This window comes from Winogradskyella vidalii (genome assembly GCF_013403955.1).
Taxonomy (GTDB): domain Bacteria; phylum Bacteroidota; class Bacteroidia; order Flavobacteriales; family Flavobacteriaceae; genus Winogradskyella; species Winogradskyella vidalii.
Window position 1 is genome coordinate 1,324,027 of the sequence record NZ_JABFDG010000001.1, and the last position, 16,987, is coordinate 1,341,013.

General features: G+C 32.8%; 19 protein-coding genes. 14 read left to right on the top strand and 5 right to left on the bottom strand.

What is annotated here, in order from left to right; all coding sequences use genetic code 11:
- The first annotated feature begins 138 nt into the window (after positions 1 to 138).
- Genes HM982_RS05645 through HM982_RS05655 form a run of 3 tightly spaced genes read left to right on the top strand, consistent with a single transcriptional unit; the run spans position 139 to position 2,563 of the window.
- Positions 139 to 1,485 (top strand): MBL fold metallo-hydrolase, encoded by a 1,347-nt coding sequence (locus HM982_RS05645; protein ID WP_179352126.1) that lies wholly within the window; start codon positions 139 to 141, stop codon positions 1,483 to 1,485.
- Between the two features lie 13 nt (positions 1,486 to 1,498).
- The gene (locus HM982_RS05650) at positions 1,499 to 1,951 is read left to right on the top strand and encodes a methyltransferase family protein (protein ID WP_179352127.1); all 453 of its coding nucleotides are present in this window, start codon (positions 1,499 to 1,501) and stop codon (positions 1,949 to 1,951) included.
- A 6-nt stretch (positions 1,952 to 1,957) separates the two neighbouring features.
- Positions 1,958 to 2,563: a class I SAM-dependent methyltransferase gene (locus tag HM982_RS05655; protein WP_179352128.1), complete on the top strand. Its 606-nt coding sequence runs from the start codon at positions 1,958 to 1,960 to the stop codon at positions 2,561 to 2,563.
- Positions 2,564 to 2,629: 66 nt separating this feature from the next.
- On the opposite strand, the gene HM982_RS05660 is transcribed toward HM982_RS05655, so the two are convergent.
- The 5 genes from HM982_RS05660 to HM982_RS05680 all read right to left on the bottom strand — a co-directional run bounded on the left by HM982_RS05660 (position 2,630) and on the right by HM982_RS05680 (position 6,268).
- Positions 2,630 to 3,247 carry a TlpA family protein disulfide reductase gene (locus HM982_RS05660; RefSeq protein ID WP_179352129.1) on the bottom strand — a complete coding sequence of 206 codons (618 nt, stop codon included), beginning with the start codon at positions 3,245 to 3,247 and terminating at the stop codon, positions 2,630 to 2,632.
- Positions 3,248 to 3,258: 11 nt separating this feature from the next.
- Positions 3,259 to 4,920, bottom strand: coding sequence for a bifunctional metallophosphatase/5'-nucleotidase (locus HM982_RS05665; protein ID WP_179352130.1), 1,662 nt, complete (start codon positions 4,918 to 4,920; stop codon positions 3,259 to 3,261).
- A gap of 55 nt (positions 4,921 to 4,975) precedes the next feature.
- On the bottom strand, positions 4,976 to 5,398 hold the full coding sequence (locus HM982_RS05670; protein ID WP_179352131.1) for a sulfur reduction protein DsrE: 423 nt from the start codon (positions 5,396 to 5,398) through the stop codon (positions 4,976 to 4,978).
- Positions 5,399 to 5,400: 2 nt separating this feature from the next.
- On the bottom strand, positions 5,401 to 5,805 hold the full coding sequence (locus tag HM982_RS05675) for a DoxX family protein (RefSeq protein ID WP_179352132.1): 405 nt from the start codon (positions 5,803 to 5,805) through the stop codon (positions 5,401 to 5,403).
- 100 nt (positions 5,806 to 5,905) lie between these two features.
- The gene (locus tag HM982_RS05680) at positions 5,906 to 6,268 is read right to left on the bottom strand and encodes a hypothetical protein (protein ID WP_317167418.1); all 363 of its coding nucleotides are present in this window, start codon (positions 6,266 to 6,268) and stop codon (positions 5,906 to 5,908) included.
- Between the two features lie 261 nt (positions 6,269 to 6,529).
- On the opposite strand from HM982_RS05680, the gene HM982_RS05685 reads away from it, so the two are divergent.
- From HM982_RS05685 to HM982_RS05735, 11 genes are all read left to right on the top strand, one after another.
- Positions 6,530 to 7,864 (top strand): cytochrome ubiquinol oxidase subunit I, encoded by a 1,335-nt coding sequence (locus tag HM982_RS05685; RefSeq protein ID WP_179352133.1) that lies wholly within the window; start codon positions 6,530 to 6,532, stop codon positions 7,862 to 7,864.
- A 2-nt stretch (positions 7,865 to 7,866) separates the two neighbouring features.
- Positions 7,867 to 8,943: a cytochrome d ubiquinol oxidase subunit II gene (cydB, locus tag HM982_RS05690; protein ID WP_179352134.1), complete on the top strand. Its 1,077-nt coding sequence runs from the start codon at positions 7,867 to 7,869 to the stop codon at positions 8,941 to 8,943.
- Positions 8,944 to 8,957: 14 nt separating this feature from the next.
- Positions 8,958 to 9,254: a hypothetical protein gene (locus tag HM982_RS05695; protein WP_179352135.1), complete on the top strand. Its 297-nt coding sequence runs from the start codon at positions 8,958 to 8,960 to the stop codon at positions 9,252 to 9,254.
- 93 nt (positions 9,255 to 9,347) lie between these two features.
- Complete coding sequence (locus HM982_RS05700; protein ID WP_179352136.1) at positions 9,348 to 9,962, top strand: TetR/AcrR family transcriptional regulator; 615 nt, start codon at positions 9,348 to 9,350, stop codon at positions 9,960 to 9,962.
- Position 9,963: 1 nt separating this feature from the next.
- Complete coding sequence (locus tag HM982_RS05705) at positions 9,964 to 11,214, top strand: TolC family protein (protein ID WP_179352137.1); 1,251 nt, start codon at positions 9,964 to 9,966, stop codon at positions 11,212 to 11,214.
- 125 nt (positions 11,215 to 11,339) lie between these two features.
- Positions 11,340 to 12,245, top strand: coding sequence for an HlyD family secretion protein (locus HM982_RS05710; protein WP_179352138.1), 906 nt, complete (start codon positions 11,340 to 11,342; stop codon positions 12,243 to 12,245).
- Positions 12,246 to 12,368: 123 nt separating this feature from the next.
- Positions 12,369 to 12,827 carry an OsmC family protein gene (locus tag HM982_RS05715; protein WP_179352139.1) on the top strand — a complete coding sequence of 153 codons (459 nt, stop codon included), beginning with the start codon at positions 12,369 to 12,371 and terminating at the stop codon, positions 12,825 to 12,827.
- Between the two features lie 6 nt (positions 12,828 to 12,833).
- Positions 12,834 to 13,736, top strand: a complete 903-nt coding sequence (locus tag HM982_RS05720) for an ABC transporter ATP-binding protein (protein ID WP_179352140.1) — start codon at positions 12,834 to 12,836, stop codon at positions 13,734 to 13,736.
- A gap of 112 nt (positions 13,737 to 13,848) precedes the next feature.
- Positions 13,849 to 14,577, top strand: coding sequence for an ABC transporter ATP-binding protein (locus HM982_RS05725; RefSeq protein WP_179352141.1), 729 nt, complete (start codon positions 13,849 to 13,851; stop codon positions 14,575 to 14,577).
- A 122-nt stretch (positions 14,578 to 14,699) separates the two neighbouring features.
- Positions 14,700 to 15,806, top strand: a complete 1,107-nt coding sequence (locus HM982_RS05730; RefSeq protein WP_179352142.1) for an ABC transporter permease — start codon at positions 14,700 to 14,702, stop codon at positions 15,804 to 15,806.
- The gene (locus HM982_RS05735) at positions 15,806 to 16,927 is read left to right on the top strand and encodes an ABC transporter permease (protein WP_179352143.1); all 1,122 of its coding nucleotides are present in this window, start codon (positions 15,806 to 15,808) and stop codon (positions 16,925 to 16,927) included. Before HM982_RS05730 ends, HM982_RS05735 begins: the two co-directional genes overlap by 1 nt.
- Positions 16,928 to 16,987: the final 60 nt, after the last annotated feature.

Genomic DNA, 16,987 nt, shown 5'->3' on the forward strand with positions numbered 1-16,987 from the left:
TTTAAGCAGTTTTTTAAGCAAATTAGTTCTTAGATGTAGATTTAAAAAAGTCCTCTAAAATACTGTTAAAATTAGAGCATGAAATGAAAGATTAAATTGCTTTTTTTTATCTTATAAATTATTCAAAAAAGAAAAACCATGATCATCATACAATTCGAAGACAAGCCATTAGCACATTATTCTTATGCGATTATAAGTGATAATGAAATGGCTGTTGTAGACCCATCCAGAGACCCGAAACCCTATTATCAGTTAGCAGAAAAGCACAAGGCTAAAATTGTAGCGGTTTTTGAAACGCATCCACATGCTGATTTTATTAGCAGTCACCTACAAATACATGAAGAAACCGGCGCTAAAATATTCGTTAGCAAATTGGTTGGCGCAGATTATCCTCATCAAACTTTTGATGATGGAGATACCATTAAAATAGGAAAGGTTACCTGTTCTTCAATTAATTCGCCAGGCCATTCACCTGATAGTATTACCATTATAGCAGCAGATAAAGATAACAACCACGCGATGTTTTCTGGAGATACTTTGTTTATTGGTGATGTTGGTCGACCAGATTTAAGAGAAAAAGCCGGTAACATGAAAGCTAAAAGAGAAGAATTAGCAAAACGTATGTACCACACCATGACGCATAAATTCAATCATTTACCAGATGATACAATCGTTTACCCAGCACATGGTGCAGGTTCTTTATGTGGAAAAAACATGAGTACAGATAAGTCTAGTACTTTAGGAAAAGAACGCAATGAAAATTGGGCATTTAAAAATTTAACTGAAGATCAATTTGTGGCTCATATTTTAAAAGATCAGCCATTTATTCCATCTTATTTTGGATTTAATGTAGATATTAATAAACAAGGTGCCGAAAAACTTGATTTATGTGTGGCTGTACCAGCGTTTCATTTTAAAGTGACTGATTTCAAAAATATGGAAGCTTTAATTGTTGATACGCGAAGCAAAGACGATTTTAAAAACAACCACGTACCCAACAGTATTAATATAATTGCTGAAACCGAAGACGATAAATTTGAAACATGGTTAGGGTCTATTGTAAAACCAAATGAAGCCTTTTATTTAATCATCAATTCTATAGAAAATCGCGATAAAATGCTGTCTCGTATTGCTAAAATTGGTTACGAAAAACAATTAATTGGGTTACTAACTTTAGGTGAAACGGATTATGATGTATCTGAAATTCTTGATTTTAAGGATTTTGAAAACCATAAAAATAAGTACACTATAATTGATGTCAGAAATAAAAGTGAAGTCAACGACGGGAAAATATTTAAGGATGCTTTAGCCATTCCGCTTCATCAATTAAGAGATGCTAAAAGTGAAATTCCAACAGATAAACCAATTGTAGTGCATTGTGCCGGAGGATACAGAAGTGCAGCCGGAAGCAGTATTGTTTCAAATATTACAGGCAAAGTTGATGTGTTCGATTTAAGTGATTTAGTTACGAAATTTCAGGATTAAAAAGCGACAGCAATTGATAGTAGAAAAGCCAACAAAAAAAGACTATATATTTGTTGTTATTCAGGTTTTGCTTTTTGTGGCATATGTGGTTCCCATTAAAATAATAGCCATAGACCTTTCGGAATGGCTAAGATATTCAGGTTTAATTATGGCTGTTATGGGATTTATATTTGGAGGTATAGCAGTGTTACAGATAAACACAAAACTATCGCCATTTCCGACGCCAATTGCAGGTGCGAAATTGCTAACCAACGGCACTTATGCTATTGCCAGACATCCAATTTATACGAGTATTTTAGCAATCACATTAGGCTATGCGGTGTATGAAGCCTCAGTATTTAAATTAATAATTTTTCTAGCCTTAGGCTTCCTATTTTATTTTAAATCTATTTATGAAGAACAACTTTTATTGAACACATTTTCTGAATATTCAACCTATAAAACAAAAACAAGACGATTTATTTAATACCTTATGAAGAATAATCCAGCAGAATTTTGGGACGACCGCTTTGGTAACGAAGCGTTTATTTACGGTACAGAACCCAATACATTTTTTAAAGAACAATTAGACCACTTACAAGCAGGATTTTTACTTTTACCTGCCGAAGGAGAAGGTCGTAATGCGGTGTATGCCGCAAAACAAGGTTGGACAGTTTCAGCTTTTGATATTAGTGAGAAAGGAAAAGATAAGGCGATGCTATTATCGGAGCAAAACCATGTTTCTATAGATTATAAAGTAGAAGGTGTTTTAGAATATCATAGTTCTACGCAATTTGATGTCATTGGCTTAAGCTATGTTCATTTTCCAACAGACATCCGTAAACAAGCACACCAACGCATTTTAGGATTTTTAAAAAAAGGCGGAATACTCATTTTTGAAGGCTTTGCAAAATCGCAATTAAAACATAATTCAGGAGGTCCTAAAAATGAAAACATGTTGTTTTCTCTTGAAGAGATAAAGGAAGAATTTACGGGTTTGGAATTTTCTATATTAGAAGAACAAACGATAGCGCTTTCTGAAGGTGAATTTCATAAAGGCGCGGCCGACGTCATACGATTTGTAGGTAAAAAGTCTTAATGTCATTAAAGAGATAAAAAAAACCACATCGAGTAATAATCTCAATGCGGTTTTTTGTTTAGAGCTTTACTTTAAACTGTTTAGAAACTCTTTAAATTTTGAAGTGTTATAATCTGCCATACCTTTATGTGTTAAGGCTAAATTTCCTTTAGCGTCTATAACAAAGGTGGTTGGTAATGCCGTGGATTCAAACATTTCAGGAAGGTTACTTGCGAGTTTATAAGTTGGGAAATCATAACCTTTTCGTTTATTAAAGGCTTTTGCTTTTTCAAAATCTTTGTCAAAGGACAGCATTACAAAAGCGATCTCATCACCCATTTCTTTATGTAACTTATTAATACTTGGCATTTCAGCAACACAAGGCGGACACCACGTAGCCCAGAAATTCATGAAGATGACTTGGCCTTTTAAATCTTCAAGCGAAACTATATTTCCCTCAATATCCATAAGTTTTAAGTTGAAATCTGCCTTTTTAGAGTTTGCCGTATCGCTTTCATCTTTATTATGACGTGCTATCGCTAATTCCTCAACATCAGGATTCATTAAACCCGTTTCTAGGAGTCCACGTTGCGCAAAGCCAATAACTTCGGTGTGTAAACCTGTAAAGTAAAGTACAGCGACAACGGCAATGAAAATCCCATTTTTAATCCACGATTTCTTTATATTCTTTTTTTCTTTAGTCATAATTTTAATTTTTAATGAAACTCATAATCGGTTTGTGGCACTGTAGAAAAAGAATATTCACCAAGATATTCGCAATAGGCTCTTCCTTCTAGTGTAGGCGAAACCGGAGAATTTTTCTGAAGATACTCTTCAACAGCTTCATGAATCGTGTAGTCTTTGACTTCCACATCTTTAACATTCGCCATTCTACATAAATTATCAATTGGGTCACCAGGACGTACACAGGCTGAAATAGTGTAGTATTCGTCATCTTGCATTGGTTCCCCTTTTACAGTAATTGAAGAGATACGTTCACCTTTGTCATTTTGACTATTAAAATCGACTTCCATTCCAGAAAAACGGACTAGCCAACCACCAAAGCGTTCGGTTGGGTTTTGTGAAAAGGCATTATGCATTTCTTTTTCTAACCAATCTTTAATTTGTTTACCTGTTGCTTTTCCTGTTTTTACAGGCTCGTTTACAGGCAGTAAATTCCATAAATTAGCTCTTGTAATTGGTGCAGGTTTTCCGTCTTGTGGTACAATAGGATTTCCAAATCTAAAACCATTAGAAATTGAAATGTCAGCACCCGTTTTCCAACGAGCAGCATCTGTAATCATATTATCCATAGGATTTTCAACGGTTAGATATCTGTAAATTGGTGTATTTGTATAGCCAATAATAGTTTCTAAATTATCTTTATAAGGTGCTTTTGCCTTATCAACAAGTGCTTGAATTTTTTCATCTGCAGGATAGATTTCTGGATCCACATCAATCAAATTATAATCATCACCAACCACTTTACCATCGACAAAATGAAGGGTTAACTTCCCAACAAAAGAACCAAATGCACCTGGTTCTGTAACCTTAGCATATGTCCCTTGAATCATCTCACGTACACGCTCGTGTGTATCGTTGCCTAAAACATAATCTGCATGTTCAGCAATGGGATTACTTGCCAATTCAACTTGTTTAAAAATGCCAATATGTGTTACCAAGAAAAGCACATCTATTTTTTCGTTGACTTTTATGTCGTCCACCATTTTTTTAAGTTCGTCATTAAGTCCACTAAAACCAATGCCTTCACTAAAAATAGGATTTTGTCTTACAGGAACGTCTGGGTCATTGATACCAACAAAACCTAAACGAACACCATCAATTTCCTTTACCGAATACGCAGGAAATAATGGGTTTTCATTGTTGTCATCAAACATGTTTTGTACGATGACGTCAGTTTCATAACCGTTCATAATTTCTAGCATCATATCCTTACCATAAACCACTTCCCAATTGCCAGGAATGATAACGTCGTAACCCATATTTTTAATGACGTTTTCCATCACTTTACCTTTAGATAAAGCAGCATAACCACTTCCTTGGATTAAGTCACCACCATCTACAATGATGGTTCTATTTGGGTTGGCTTCACGTTCTTTGTCAAAAAGTGTTTTGATGTTAGCAAGGCCACCACGATTTTTAAACTCAATTTTATCGTTTTCCCAAAATAGTTCGGGATGCGTATCTAACTGTCCATGAATATCGGCTGTTTGTAAAATGGTAATGCTTAAGGTGTCGCTTTTAGTCGCATTAATATTTGTCGTTTGATTCTTTTTTTCCGATTTACAGGAAATCGTTATGGCTAATATGCCTAAAAGGAAGACGATTTTTAATATTATTTTGTTATTACTTTTCATGTTTTCGTATATATTGTTTTAGTAAAAAGGCATTGATTTGCTATGACTTTCTCAATTATAAACTTAGACTTTTATACCCTTGTTTTTGAAGTTGAAAATTGTACAAAATTCCGTTTTCAACAATTTTAATGGCTTTAGGAACCGTTGCTCTGTCTACTTTAAATTTATTTAATGAAAATCCGCAAGCCACGATAGTAACGCCAGCTTTTTCTGCTTTTTCAATAAAATCCCCCATTTTATCAGCATCAGTAATGTCGCCAATAAGTTGACCACAAATAAGAATTTCAAAATTACCAAAGTCGTTTCCTTCTTCAGCTTTTAACGCTTCTGCAGTTAAGATTATGGGTTGAAATTGAGGCACTTTTTTAGTGACTACTATATAATTGTTTTTGGTTGTATCTGTGTTTTGTGCTTGTAGATTGATGGTGCTTACTAAAGCGACTATTAAAAAGATGGTTCTAAGAAGATATTTTTTCATGATTATTTTGTTTTTAAAAGGTTGTCGGTGTCATTCAGAATAAAAAACAGAAGTCCACCTAAAATTGCGATGTTTTTAAATAATGGTCCAAGTGTGGTTATTTGTCCGACTTGAACGGTTAATGTTATTGGAATTAAAATAGCCGTTAATACTATTGCAGCCCATTTGGTTTTGTAACCTATTAAGAATAGAAAACCTGCTACAATCATTACGATTCCTGAAAGCACAATGAGCAATTGAGGCTCACCAAAAAAATAGGCAATGCCTTTAAAGTTGGCTTGCTCAATGCGTTTTGCTGTTTTTTCAATATGTAGTAAGTGGTTGGCTCCTGCAACGAGGAAAATACCACTAACTAAAATTCGTAATAGTTGTATGGAACGGCGACTTATTAAAATGTTTGTCGTCATTATTAAAATGTAAAAAAGATTTGTTTGCTGAAGTGATTTCTTAAAGTAGCTTATAAAGCTATTTAAGAAATTCAGACTTCGAATTTCAGGTCCAATGAAATTAAGCCAAACGAGGAGGAGGAGATACGCTTTCTAGATAGCGGTAACTTAATCTAGAAGTAAGATAATCGTTAAAAACTGTAATTGGTTTTATAGTATGGGTTGTCCAAGACAATAGTTCAAATTGAAACTGAGAGGTGCAAAAACCACTGAATAGAATGTCCTGAGAGGTCATTGAATCAGCTTGAGAAAAATCCATTGTTTGACCCGCTAATTTTGGAGCATTTTTCTTTTTGCAAAAAGGTTTTACAAAAGAGATGTTGTTACCATCAAAGAGTATATTTAAAGCATTGGCATCTATGGCAATAAATTTAGCCAAAAACACAAATGCTAATAGAGCAGCTATGTAGGTTTTAGTTTTCACGAATTTCAAAAATAATGGAATTAAGATGCTTCATTTGTAACTTTTGTTACGTAAAGAAAATATGTTGAGATTAAACTAATAGGTCGCATAAAAATTATTAACTTAGTTAATGATTATAGTTAACCTAAATACAGGGCTTTATTGCATTTTTAAATTTTGTGTAAATAGTAGAAATAGCTTTAGGTTACATATGTTACACATAGCGTATATTATATCATTATTTTTGCTTAATATTTTAGTTTCATAAAATACTTATTCAGTATGGAAGACATGCTTTTTTATGATCGTATGCAGTTTGCATTTACGATTACATTTCACTACTTATTTCCACAATTAACTATGGGATTATCGTTAATGATAGTCTATTTTAAGTGGAAATTCCTAAGAACAAAAGTTGATAAATTTAATGATGCCGCAAAATTCTGGATGAAGATTTTTGCGCTCAACTTTGCTATGGGAGTGGTCACAGGTATTCCTATGGAATTTCAATTTGGTACCAATTGGGCAAAATTCTCAGAGCTTACGGGTGGCATAATTGGTCAAACTTTAGCCATGGAAGGGATGTTTTCTTTCTTTTTGGAGTCCTCCTTTTTGGGGCTCTTTTTATTTGGTGAAAAGCTTCTGGGGCAAAAATTACATTTCTTAACCGGTTTTCTCGTCTTTTTAGGCTCATGGGCAAGTGGTTACCTAATTATTGCAACCCATTCTTGGATGCAATATCCTGTGGGTTATGAAATTTTAGAAAATGGAAAATTTGTCCTCACTAATTTTGGAGCCTTGTTTTCTAACCCTTGGTTATTACCGTCATTCTTACACAATCAAATGGGGTCTGTAATCACCTCTTCGTTTGTAATGGCTGGTGTTGGTGCTTTTTATTTACTGAATAATAAACACAGTGCTTTTGGAAAATTGTTTGTAAAAACAGGTGTTATTTTCGGATTAATATCAAGTATTTTAGTGGCATTTCCTACAGGAGATTTAGCAGCTAAAAATGTGGTGAAATACCAACCGGTCACTTTTGCCGCTATGGAAGGTATTTTTGAAACTGAAGAAGGAGGTTCAGAAATTATTTTAATTGGTCAACCCGATGTAGTAAACAAAAAATTAGATAATAAAATTGCTGTACCAAATATTCTAAGTTTCCTAACCTACCAACGTTGGGATGCCGAAATAAAAGGACTAAATGAGTTTGATGAAAGTCTTCATCCAACAAATATTCCTGGTTTGTATTACGCCTATCATATTATGGTTGGCTTGGGAACTATTTTTATTGGTTTAATGCTATTAGCAGCAGTGCAACTATACCGAAAAAAATTATACGATACCAAATGGATTTTATGGGCTTTAATGTTTATGTTGCCCTTTCCTTACATTGCCAACACCACAGGTTGGTACACGGCAGAATTAGGCCGTCAACCTTGGTTGGTTTATGATTTACTAAGAACGGCAGATGGAATTTCACCAACCGTGTCTTCTGGAAACACACTATTTACTTTACTTGGATTTATTGGACTTTATATTTTATTAGGATTGTTATTTCTAATGCTTGCCGGAAAAATAATAAATAAAGGACCCGAAACTGCTAAAATTAACTAACTATGGAATTATTCTGGTATATTGTTTTAATGACCATGCTAACTATTTATGTCATTTTAGATGGTTATGATTTTGGTGCGGGAATTATTCATTTATTCTTCGCGAAAAAAGAAAAAGACAAAAAAGCAATCACTAGTGCTATTGGGCCGTTTTGGGATGCTAACGAAGTATGGCTTATTGCCTCTGGAGGTGTGTTGTTCTTTGCCTTTCCAACCTTGTATGCCTCGTCTTTTAGTGGATTTTACTTGCCTTTAATGATGATTTTGTGGTTGTTAATTTTTAGAGCGATTGGTTTAGAATTAAGAGGGCAAGTTCACAATAAAATATGGGAATCTATTTGGGATAAAGCCTTTGGCATTTCTAGTTTATTATTAGCATTATTCTTCGGGATTGCTTTAGGAAATGTGGTTAGAGGTGTCAACTTAGGTATGGTAACTAATGGTGTTTCGGCTCACGAACCACACTTTTTCTTTTTACCGCTTTGGAATTCTAGTTTCAGTCCACATGCAGAACACCTAGGCATTATTGACTGGTTTACTTTATTACTTGGTATTATAGGCGTTGTAGCATTGGCGATTCATGGTGCAAATTGGATTATTTTTAAAACCAATTCTGATTTAAACGAAAAATTAAAGAACGTGGCTTTTAATTTAAATATAGCACTGCTAATCCTCGTGATTGTATCACTTTTTATTTGGCATATTATAGAACCGCATCCTTTCCATAATTTTATAGATCAACCTTGGTTGTGGATTTTTCCAATCATAACATTTACGGGATTATTTGGTTTGTTTAAGGTCAAATCATTTAAGAAGCATGGCTTAGGCTTTTTGTTTTCGTCATTATTTCTTTTTGGTGGACTGACCTCTACGGTGGCTTCAATTTTTCCAAAAGTCTTACCGTCAACCAATGATGTAAATCCAGATTTAACCTTGTATAACGTCGCCGCTCATGAGTATGGCTTATCTGTTGGAGTGTATTGGTTTATTATCGCGGCTTTTTTAGTGGGCGTTTATATGTTTGTTCAATACCGTGTGTTTACTGGTAAAATGGACGATGTTGATTATGGTGAACATTAGAAAAACACAATATTATGACAGGAACATTAATTTCATTAATTAGTATTTTCATAGGCATCATTGCAGCTAATGTTTTTGGCTACTTTAATAAAAAATACACGTTTAATTTTACTGGAAATACCTTAATTGGTGTTTTTGGAAGTATATTTCTTATCAAATCCTTTGGACGATTAGGCTTCGACCCATGGTCTATTATGAATGATGGTGATTTTGATGGCGTACGGCTAAGTATTAATATGTTGGTCTCGGCTTTAGGTGGTGTGTTAGGACTTGTGTTTACAAGGTTGATTTATAATAAGATGAATAAATAATATTTATAAATACTTAGAAAATAATCAAACTAATTTTGTGTTTGATTATTTTTTGTAACTTCATTAACCATTTGGTTAAACTATTTAGTTGGTATGAAGAAAAAGAAAGACGAAAATACAGAAGTACAAATATTAGAAGCTGCAAAAACCATATTTCAATCTAAAGGCATGGATGGTGCGCGTATGCAAGAAATAGCAGATGAAGCAGGTATTAATAAAGCCATGTTACATTATTATTTTAGAAATAAGCAACTATTATTTGAAGCCGTTTTTAAGAATGCTTTTTTATTATTAGCACCACAATTAAGTGCGGTATTAAATGATAATTCTTCTATTGAAGTTAAGGTGCGAAACTTTACATCTAACTACATTTCGTTTATTCTCGTTCACCCTTATATTCCGAGTTTTATCATTCAAGAGCTTAATAGAAACCCCGATTTTATTTTAAAGTTAAAAGACAATCCAAATTTTCCAAATCTTGAAAAATTTAAAAAACAAGTAGAAGAGGAGGTGCAACAAGGACTTATAAAGCCAATTAGTGCAGAGCAGTTGTTTATTAATATTATGGCATTAAATGTATTTCCATTTGTCGCAAAACCTTTATTAAAAGCTATTACAGCTACAAATGATGAGCAATATCAAAAACTGGTAGAAGCGAGAACCACAGAAGTAGCCGATTTTATTATTAATTCAATAAAGACTATTTAAGATGAAAGAATTTTTAGTGCTAATCACTATTTTAATAACGTTTTCTAGTACAGCACAACAAAGTCTGTCTTTAGAAGAATGTTATCAATTGGTAATCAAAAATTACCCTTTAGCAAAACAAACACCATTATTAAATACACAGCATAAATTAGAGGCTGAGGTGATTTCTACGTCAAAATTGCCCCAGTTTAGTTTAGATGCGTATGCAACCTACCAGTCTGAGGTTATTGAGTTTCCAACGGCCATGCCTGGTGTAGAACCTTTAAATAAAGACCAATATCGTGCTACGGTTTCTGTTAATCAATTAATATATAATGGCGGAGCAACATCGGCTTCATTAGATTTAAAATCAGCACAACTTCAAACAAAACAAAAGCAGGTTGAAGTCGGTTTATATCAGTTAAAACAGCAAATTAATCAACTTTATTTTTCAGTATTATTAGCTCAAGAATCAGAAGCTTTATTAAATGCACAAAAAGAACAACTTGAGGCAAAACTTAAAGAGGTGGCGTCAGGTATAAAGTTTGGTGTACTTTTACCTGCTTCAGATAAGGTTCTAAAAGCTGAATTATTAAAAATTAGTCAACAATTCAAAGCGTTAGAAAGCAACAAAGCAGTTCTTATTGAGACGCTTTCCAGTTTAATAAACCAACCTTTAGATTTTGAAGTTGAATTTCAAAATCCAATTGTAGAAACAGTGTTGAATTCAGAATTAACACGTCCAGAACTCGAATTATTTCAATTTAAAACAGAGGAGGTTGAAAATTCTGAAAGGCTACTGTCTAAACAAAACGCACCTAAATTATTTGGTTTTGCTACAGGTGGTTACGGAAATCCTGGGTTGAATATGCTCGATAATTCGTTTCAAACATTTTATACTGTGGGTTTAAAGTTGAATTGGAATGTTTTTGATTGGAATGCGAATAAAAAGCAACGTGAAGCTTTAGCAATCAATAAAGATATTATAGAAAATGAAACTGAAATATTTAAGTTAAACACCAATATAGAGCTGAATCAACACCAAAAAGAAATTGATAAAATAGAAAGTTATATCAATTCAGATTTAGAAATAATAAAGCTTAGAAAAGAAGTTCTTAAATCAGCTGATTCTCAACTTAAAAATGGTGTGATTACGTCTTCAGCTTACATTACAGAGCTTACTAATTTATACGAAGACGAAAACACCTTAGTAAAACACAGAATTCAATTACAATTAGCAAAAGTAAATTTCAATATCATAAAAGGACAATGATTGGTTTTAGCAGATTCACGCAGATTTATTTAGTTTGATTCTGCAAAAACCTGTGACCTGAGTGACAGCGAACTGGCGAAGCAAATTTGTGGGAGAAATAGAAAAGAAATAATATAAAACATAAAATGAAAAACTACAAATACATACTAGTAATAAGCATCATAGCAGCAAGTCTTTTTTCATGCGGAAACGGTAGCGGAAAAGCAGACGGCTACGGAAATTTTGAAGCTACAGAAATTACCATTTCAGCAGAAAATAACGGTAAATTAATGCAGTTTAATGTTGATGAAGGTGATGTGTTAGAAAAAGACCAATTTATAGGATACATAGATACTATTCCTTTGTCTCTAAAACGCGAACAATTAGAGGTTTCAAAAGCCGTAATTAGTTCAAAATCTAAAGGGGTTTTGTCTCAAATCAGTGTGTTGAATTCTAGATTGAAAACAGCACAAACTAATAAAACAAGAATAGAAAACCTGATTGAAGACAATGCAGGAACACAAAAGCAATTCGATGATGTTTCTGGAGAAATTGAGGTGTTAAAAAATCAAATTAGAAGTGTAGAAATTCAAAATGCACCTGTTGTAAATGAATTAAAATCTATTGATGTACAACTCAAACAAATTGATGACCAAATTGAAAAAAGTAAAATTATAAATCCCCAAAATGGAACTGTTTTAACAAAATATGTAGAACCCAATGAAATTACGGCTTTTGGAAAACCGCTGTACAAAATAGCAGATTTAAACATCATGGAGTTGCGTGTTTACATCAGCGAAACTCAATTAGGAACGATTAAAATAGGTGAAGAAGTGACTGTTAAAATAGATGATATAGATTCTATGAAATCTTATAAAGGTAAGATTAGTTGGATTGCTTCTGAAGCCGAATTTACACCTAAAATTATTCAAACTAAAGAAGAACGGGTGGCCTTGGTATATGCGGTAAAAGTGAATGTAGAAAACGATGGCAGTTTAAAAATTGGCATGCCTGCTGAAATGTGGTTAAATACTTCAGAAGAAAAAGAATAAGAGTTTTATCACTTAAATAATAGTTGTAATCAAGAGCTTCAATTAGACTAATATATTGAGGCTACGAGTATAATCTATTAAGAAGAGAAAAATAATAATAAGAATATAAAAGCATACTATATTATGGAAAAACATACTTACAACGTTAATGTAAACTGGTTAGAAGAGCGTAAAGGGACTATGTGTTCACCAGAATTAAATAATAATGAAGCAAATGAAAGCAACTGTATAGAAGTTGCAACACCACCAGAATTTCCTGGAGGGATGAAACACATTTGGTCACCAGAACATTTATTTACAGCAGCTGTGAGCAGTTGTTTAATGACCACATTTTTGGCGATAGCTGAATTTTCAAAATTAGAATATGTGAGTTTTAAATGTGATTCTAAAGGTGTTTTAGAAAAAGTGAATGGTAAGTTCGTGATGAGCGAAGTATTATTATTTCCTGAAGTCGTAATTACAGATGAATCTAAAAGAGCACGAACCGAACGTATTCTTCAAAAGGCAGAAAAAGCGTGTTTAATTTCCAATTCTATTACTTCTAAAATCACTATGGAAACAAAAATCGTGGTAAATAACTAGAACATAATGAGCATTATAGTTTCTAACATATCAAAATCTTTTAAAAAGGTAAAGGCATTGCAAAATATTTCTTTTGATGTCAATGAAGGTGAGCTTTTTGGTCTTATTGGTCCAGATGGTGCTGGTAAAACCACCTTGTTTCGTGTTTTAACCACCTTGTTAATTGCTAATGAAGGGGCAGCAACGGTTGCCGGGTTTGATGTGTTAACAGAGTACAAAAAGATTAGGGATAATGTAGGCTATATGCCAGGGAAATTTTCTTTATATCAAGACTTAACCATTGAGGAAAATTTAGATTTCTTCGCCACTATTTTCGGGACAACTATTGAAGAAAATTACGATTTAATAAAAGATATATACGTTCAGATAGCCCCTTTTAAAGACAGAAGAGCAGGGGAATTATCGGGAGGAATGAAACAAAAATTAGCACTCTGTTGTGCTTTGATTCATAAACCTAAAGTCTTGTTTTTAGATGAGCCTACAACGGGTGTTGACCCTGTTTCTAGAAAAGAATTTTGGGATATGTTAAAGCGATTGCAACAAAAAGGCATCACTATTTTAGTCTCTACACCTTATATGGATGAAGCTGCATTGTGTGATAGAATTGCGTTAATTCAAGATGGGAAAATTTTAGAAATTGACACACCAGAAGCTATTGTAAAACATTACCCAAAACAAATTTATAACGTACGTGCTAATAATATGTATCAACTTATTAATAGTTTAAATGACTATAAGTATAATCATAGTGTTTATCCATTTGGCGAATTTGTACACTATAGCGATAGTAGAATAGATTTTAATCCAGAAGAATTAAAAACGTATTTAGAATCTAAAAAGTTATTAAACATAGAAATTGAAAAAACACAAGCCACCATTGAAGATACCTTTATGGAATTAGCGAAGTGATTTTTTATTAGACCTTTCAGGTTTCTAAACAAGTATCCTACAAGGTTTTCAAATACCTTGTAGGTATAAAAGTAAAAACGAAAATAGATTCCCACTTTCGGGGGACATAAATATGAACACAAACAAAGTCATACAAGTAGAAGGGTTAACCAAAATGTTTGGCGATTTTGCAGCTGTAAACGCCATCACTTTTGATGTAGAAAAAGGTGAGATTTTCGGATTCTTAGGTGCTAATGGTGCTGGGAAAACTACCGCGATGAAAATGCTCATTGGTATTTCTAATCCAACATCAGGAAAAGCAAATGTAGCTGGTTTTGATGTCTTTAAAAATGCTGAAGCCATCAAAAAAAGCATTGGTTATATGAGTCAGAAATTTGCCTTGTATGACGATTTAACGGTTAAAGAAAACATCTCTTTTTTCGGTGGTATTTATGGTTTGTCTAGAAAACGAATCAAAAAAAAATCAGAAATTTTAATCGAAGAATTAGGATTGGAGGATGTAGCCAATAAGTTAGTTGGTTCTTTACCATTGGGTTGGAAACAAAAATTATCTTTTTCGGTGTCCTTATTACACGATCCTAAAATTGTGTTTTTAGATGAACCCACAGGTGGTGTAGATCCCATAACAAGACGTCAGTTTTGGGAAATGATTTATAAAGCAGCCCATCAAGGCACAACCGTATTTGTAACTACTCATTATATGGATGAAGCCGAATATTGCGATAGAGTTTCGATTATGGTTAACGGAAAAATTGAAGCCTTAGATACCCCAAAAAAATTAAAAGAACAGTTTAAAGTTGATCATATGAATGATGTGTTTTTGAAACTAGCTAGGGGATGAATTGTTTTCCACAGATTTTTACAGTTTTACGAAATAAAAATTTTCGTAATCATGATAATAGAAATCTGCGGGAGATATGAAGTATTAACAATTAAAAGATTCCTGCTTTTTAGGAATATGATATGAAAAGATTTATAGGTTTTATAAAAAAAGAATTTTACCATATTTTTAGAGATAGACGCTCGTTGTTTATCCTTTTCGGTATGCCAATAGCTCAAATAATGCTCTTCGGTTTTGCTATAACTAATGAAATTAACAATGTAGATATAGCCATTTTAGACCATTCAAAAGATGCTACAACCGAAGCAATTATCAATAAAATCTCAAACTCAAAATATTTTAGTGTCAAACAGTTTTTAGACCAAGAATCAGATATAGAAGCTGTTTTCAAAAAAGGAAAAGTAAAAGCAGTCTTAAATTTTGAAAACGATTTTAGTAAAAATCTAATTAAAGACCACAACGCAAAAATACAGATATTAACTGATGCTACAGACCCCAATACCGCTAATAGCATAAGTAATTATATAAATGCAATTCTTTCACAATACCAAAAAGAATTAAATAAAGATAGTAATGTTGCTTACCAAGTTATTCCACAAAGCCGAATGGTTTATAATCCTGAACTCAAAAGTGTGTATATGTTTGTTCCAGGCGTTATGACCGTAATTTTAATGTTGGTATCTGCAATGATGACTTCCATTTCTATTACTCGCGAAAAAGAATTAGGAACCATGGAAATCTTACTAGTATCACCACTCAAACCAATTCAAGTTATAATAGGGAAGGTGTTTCCTTATATTTTTCTGTCTATTATTAACGCTATTGTTATTGTACTACTGAGTATTTTTATTTTTAAAATGCCCATTCAAGGTAGTTTGGTTTTACTAGCATTAGAAAGCGTGCTGTTTATTATTACAGCATTGGCTTTAGGAATATTAATTTCTACCGTTTCTGCAACACAACAAACTGCAATGATGATTTCATTAATGGGGCTCATGCTTCCTGTGATTCTATTATCAGGTTTTATTTTTCCAATTTCAAGTATGCCATTACCATTACAAGTTATAAGTAATATTATTCCTGCTAAATGGTTTAATATTATTATCAAAGCCATTATGCTTAAAGGTGTTGGTATTCAATATATATGGAAAGAAACCTTAATTTTAATAGGTATGTCACTCTTTTTTATAGCGGTAAGTGTAAAAAAATACAAAATTAGACTGGAGTAATGAAGACCATCCTATACATTATACAAAAGGAATTTAAGCAAATTTTTAGAAATAAAGGCATGCTTCCTATCATTTTTGTAATGCCCATCTTACAACTCGTTATATTATCGAATGCCGCCACCTTTGAAGTTAAGAACATTAAATTTGGTTATATTGATAACGACAATACCTCCACATCTAGAGCTTTAATTGAAAAATTTACCGCCTCTACTTATTTTAATGTATTATCCGATTTTAATTCCGAAGTAGAAGCAAGTTCAGCCATGCTAAAAGGGGATATTGATGTTGTTTTAGATATTCCACAAAATTTTAATCATAATTTACAAAAAGAGAAATACAACAATTTAGGCATTACTATAAATGCGATAGATGGCGCAGCAGCAGGTGTAGAAAATGTGTATGTAACTCAAATTATAAAACGTTTTAATAAAGATTTAAAAGTTGATTTATTACAGGTTTCAGACCAACAAATACAAACAGTTACTATAGAAAGTATTCCCTTATTTTGGTTTAATAAAACATTAAATTATAAAACCTATATGGTGCCTGGTATATTGGTTTTACTAGTTACGATGATTACATTATTTCTTTCAGGAATGAATATTGTACGCGAAAAAGAAATAGGAACTTTAGAACAAATTAACGTGACCCCAATTAAAAAAAGTCAGTTTATTATTGGAAAGCTTTTTCCTTTTTGGATTATTGGTTTAGGGTTATTAACTATAGGATTAACTTTAGCTAGACTCATATTTAATGTGCCAATGTTAGGTAGTTTAGGATTGATGTATCTCTATACATCTATTTATATTTTGGTGATTTTAGGCATCGGTTTATTTATTTCAAACTTTACAGATACACAACAACAAGCCATGTTTATTTCTTGGTTTTTTGTCGTTATTTTTATCTTAATGAGTGGGTTATTTACGCCAATTGAAAGTATGCCGTATTGGGCACAAAAAGTCACAGAATTTAATCCAGTAAAGCACTTTGTAGAAGTGATGCGTATGATAATGCTTAAAGGTTCTAACCTTAATGACATAGGTCCTCAACTCTTAAAAACTGCACTTTATGCGTTTATTATGAATGGTTTAGCGGTGTGGAGTTATAAGAAAACCAATTAAAAAGTTTGTGTAACAATAGTTACGGTTTACTATAATCTAAATGACAACCTTTGTTGTATA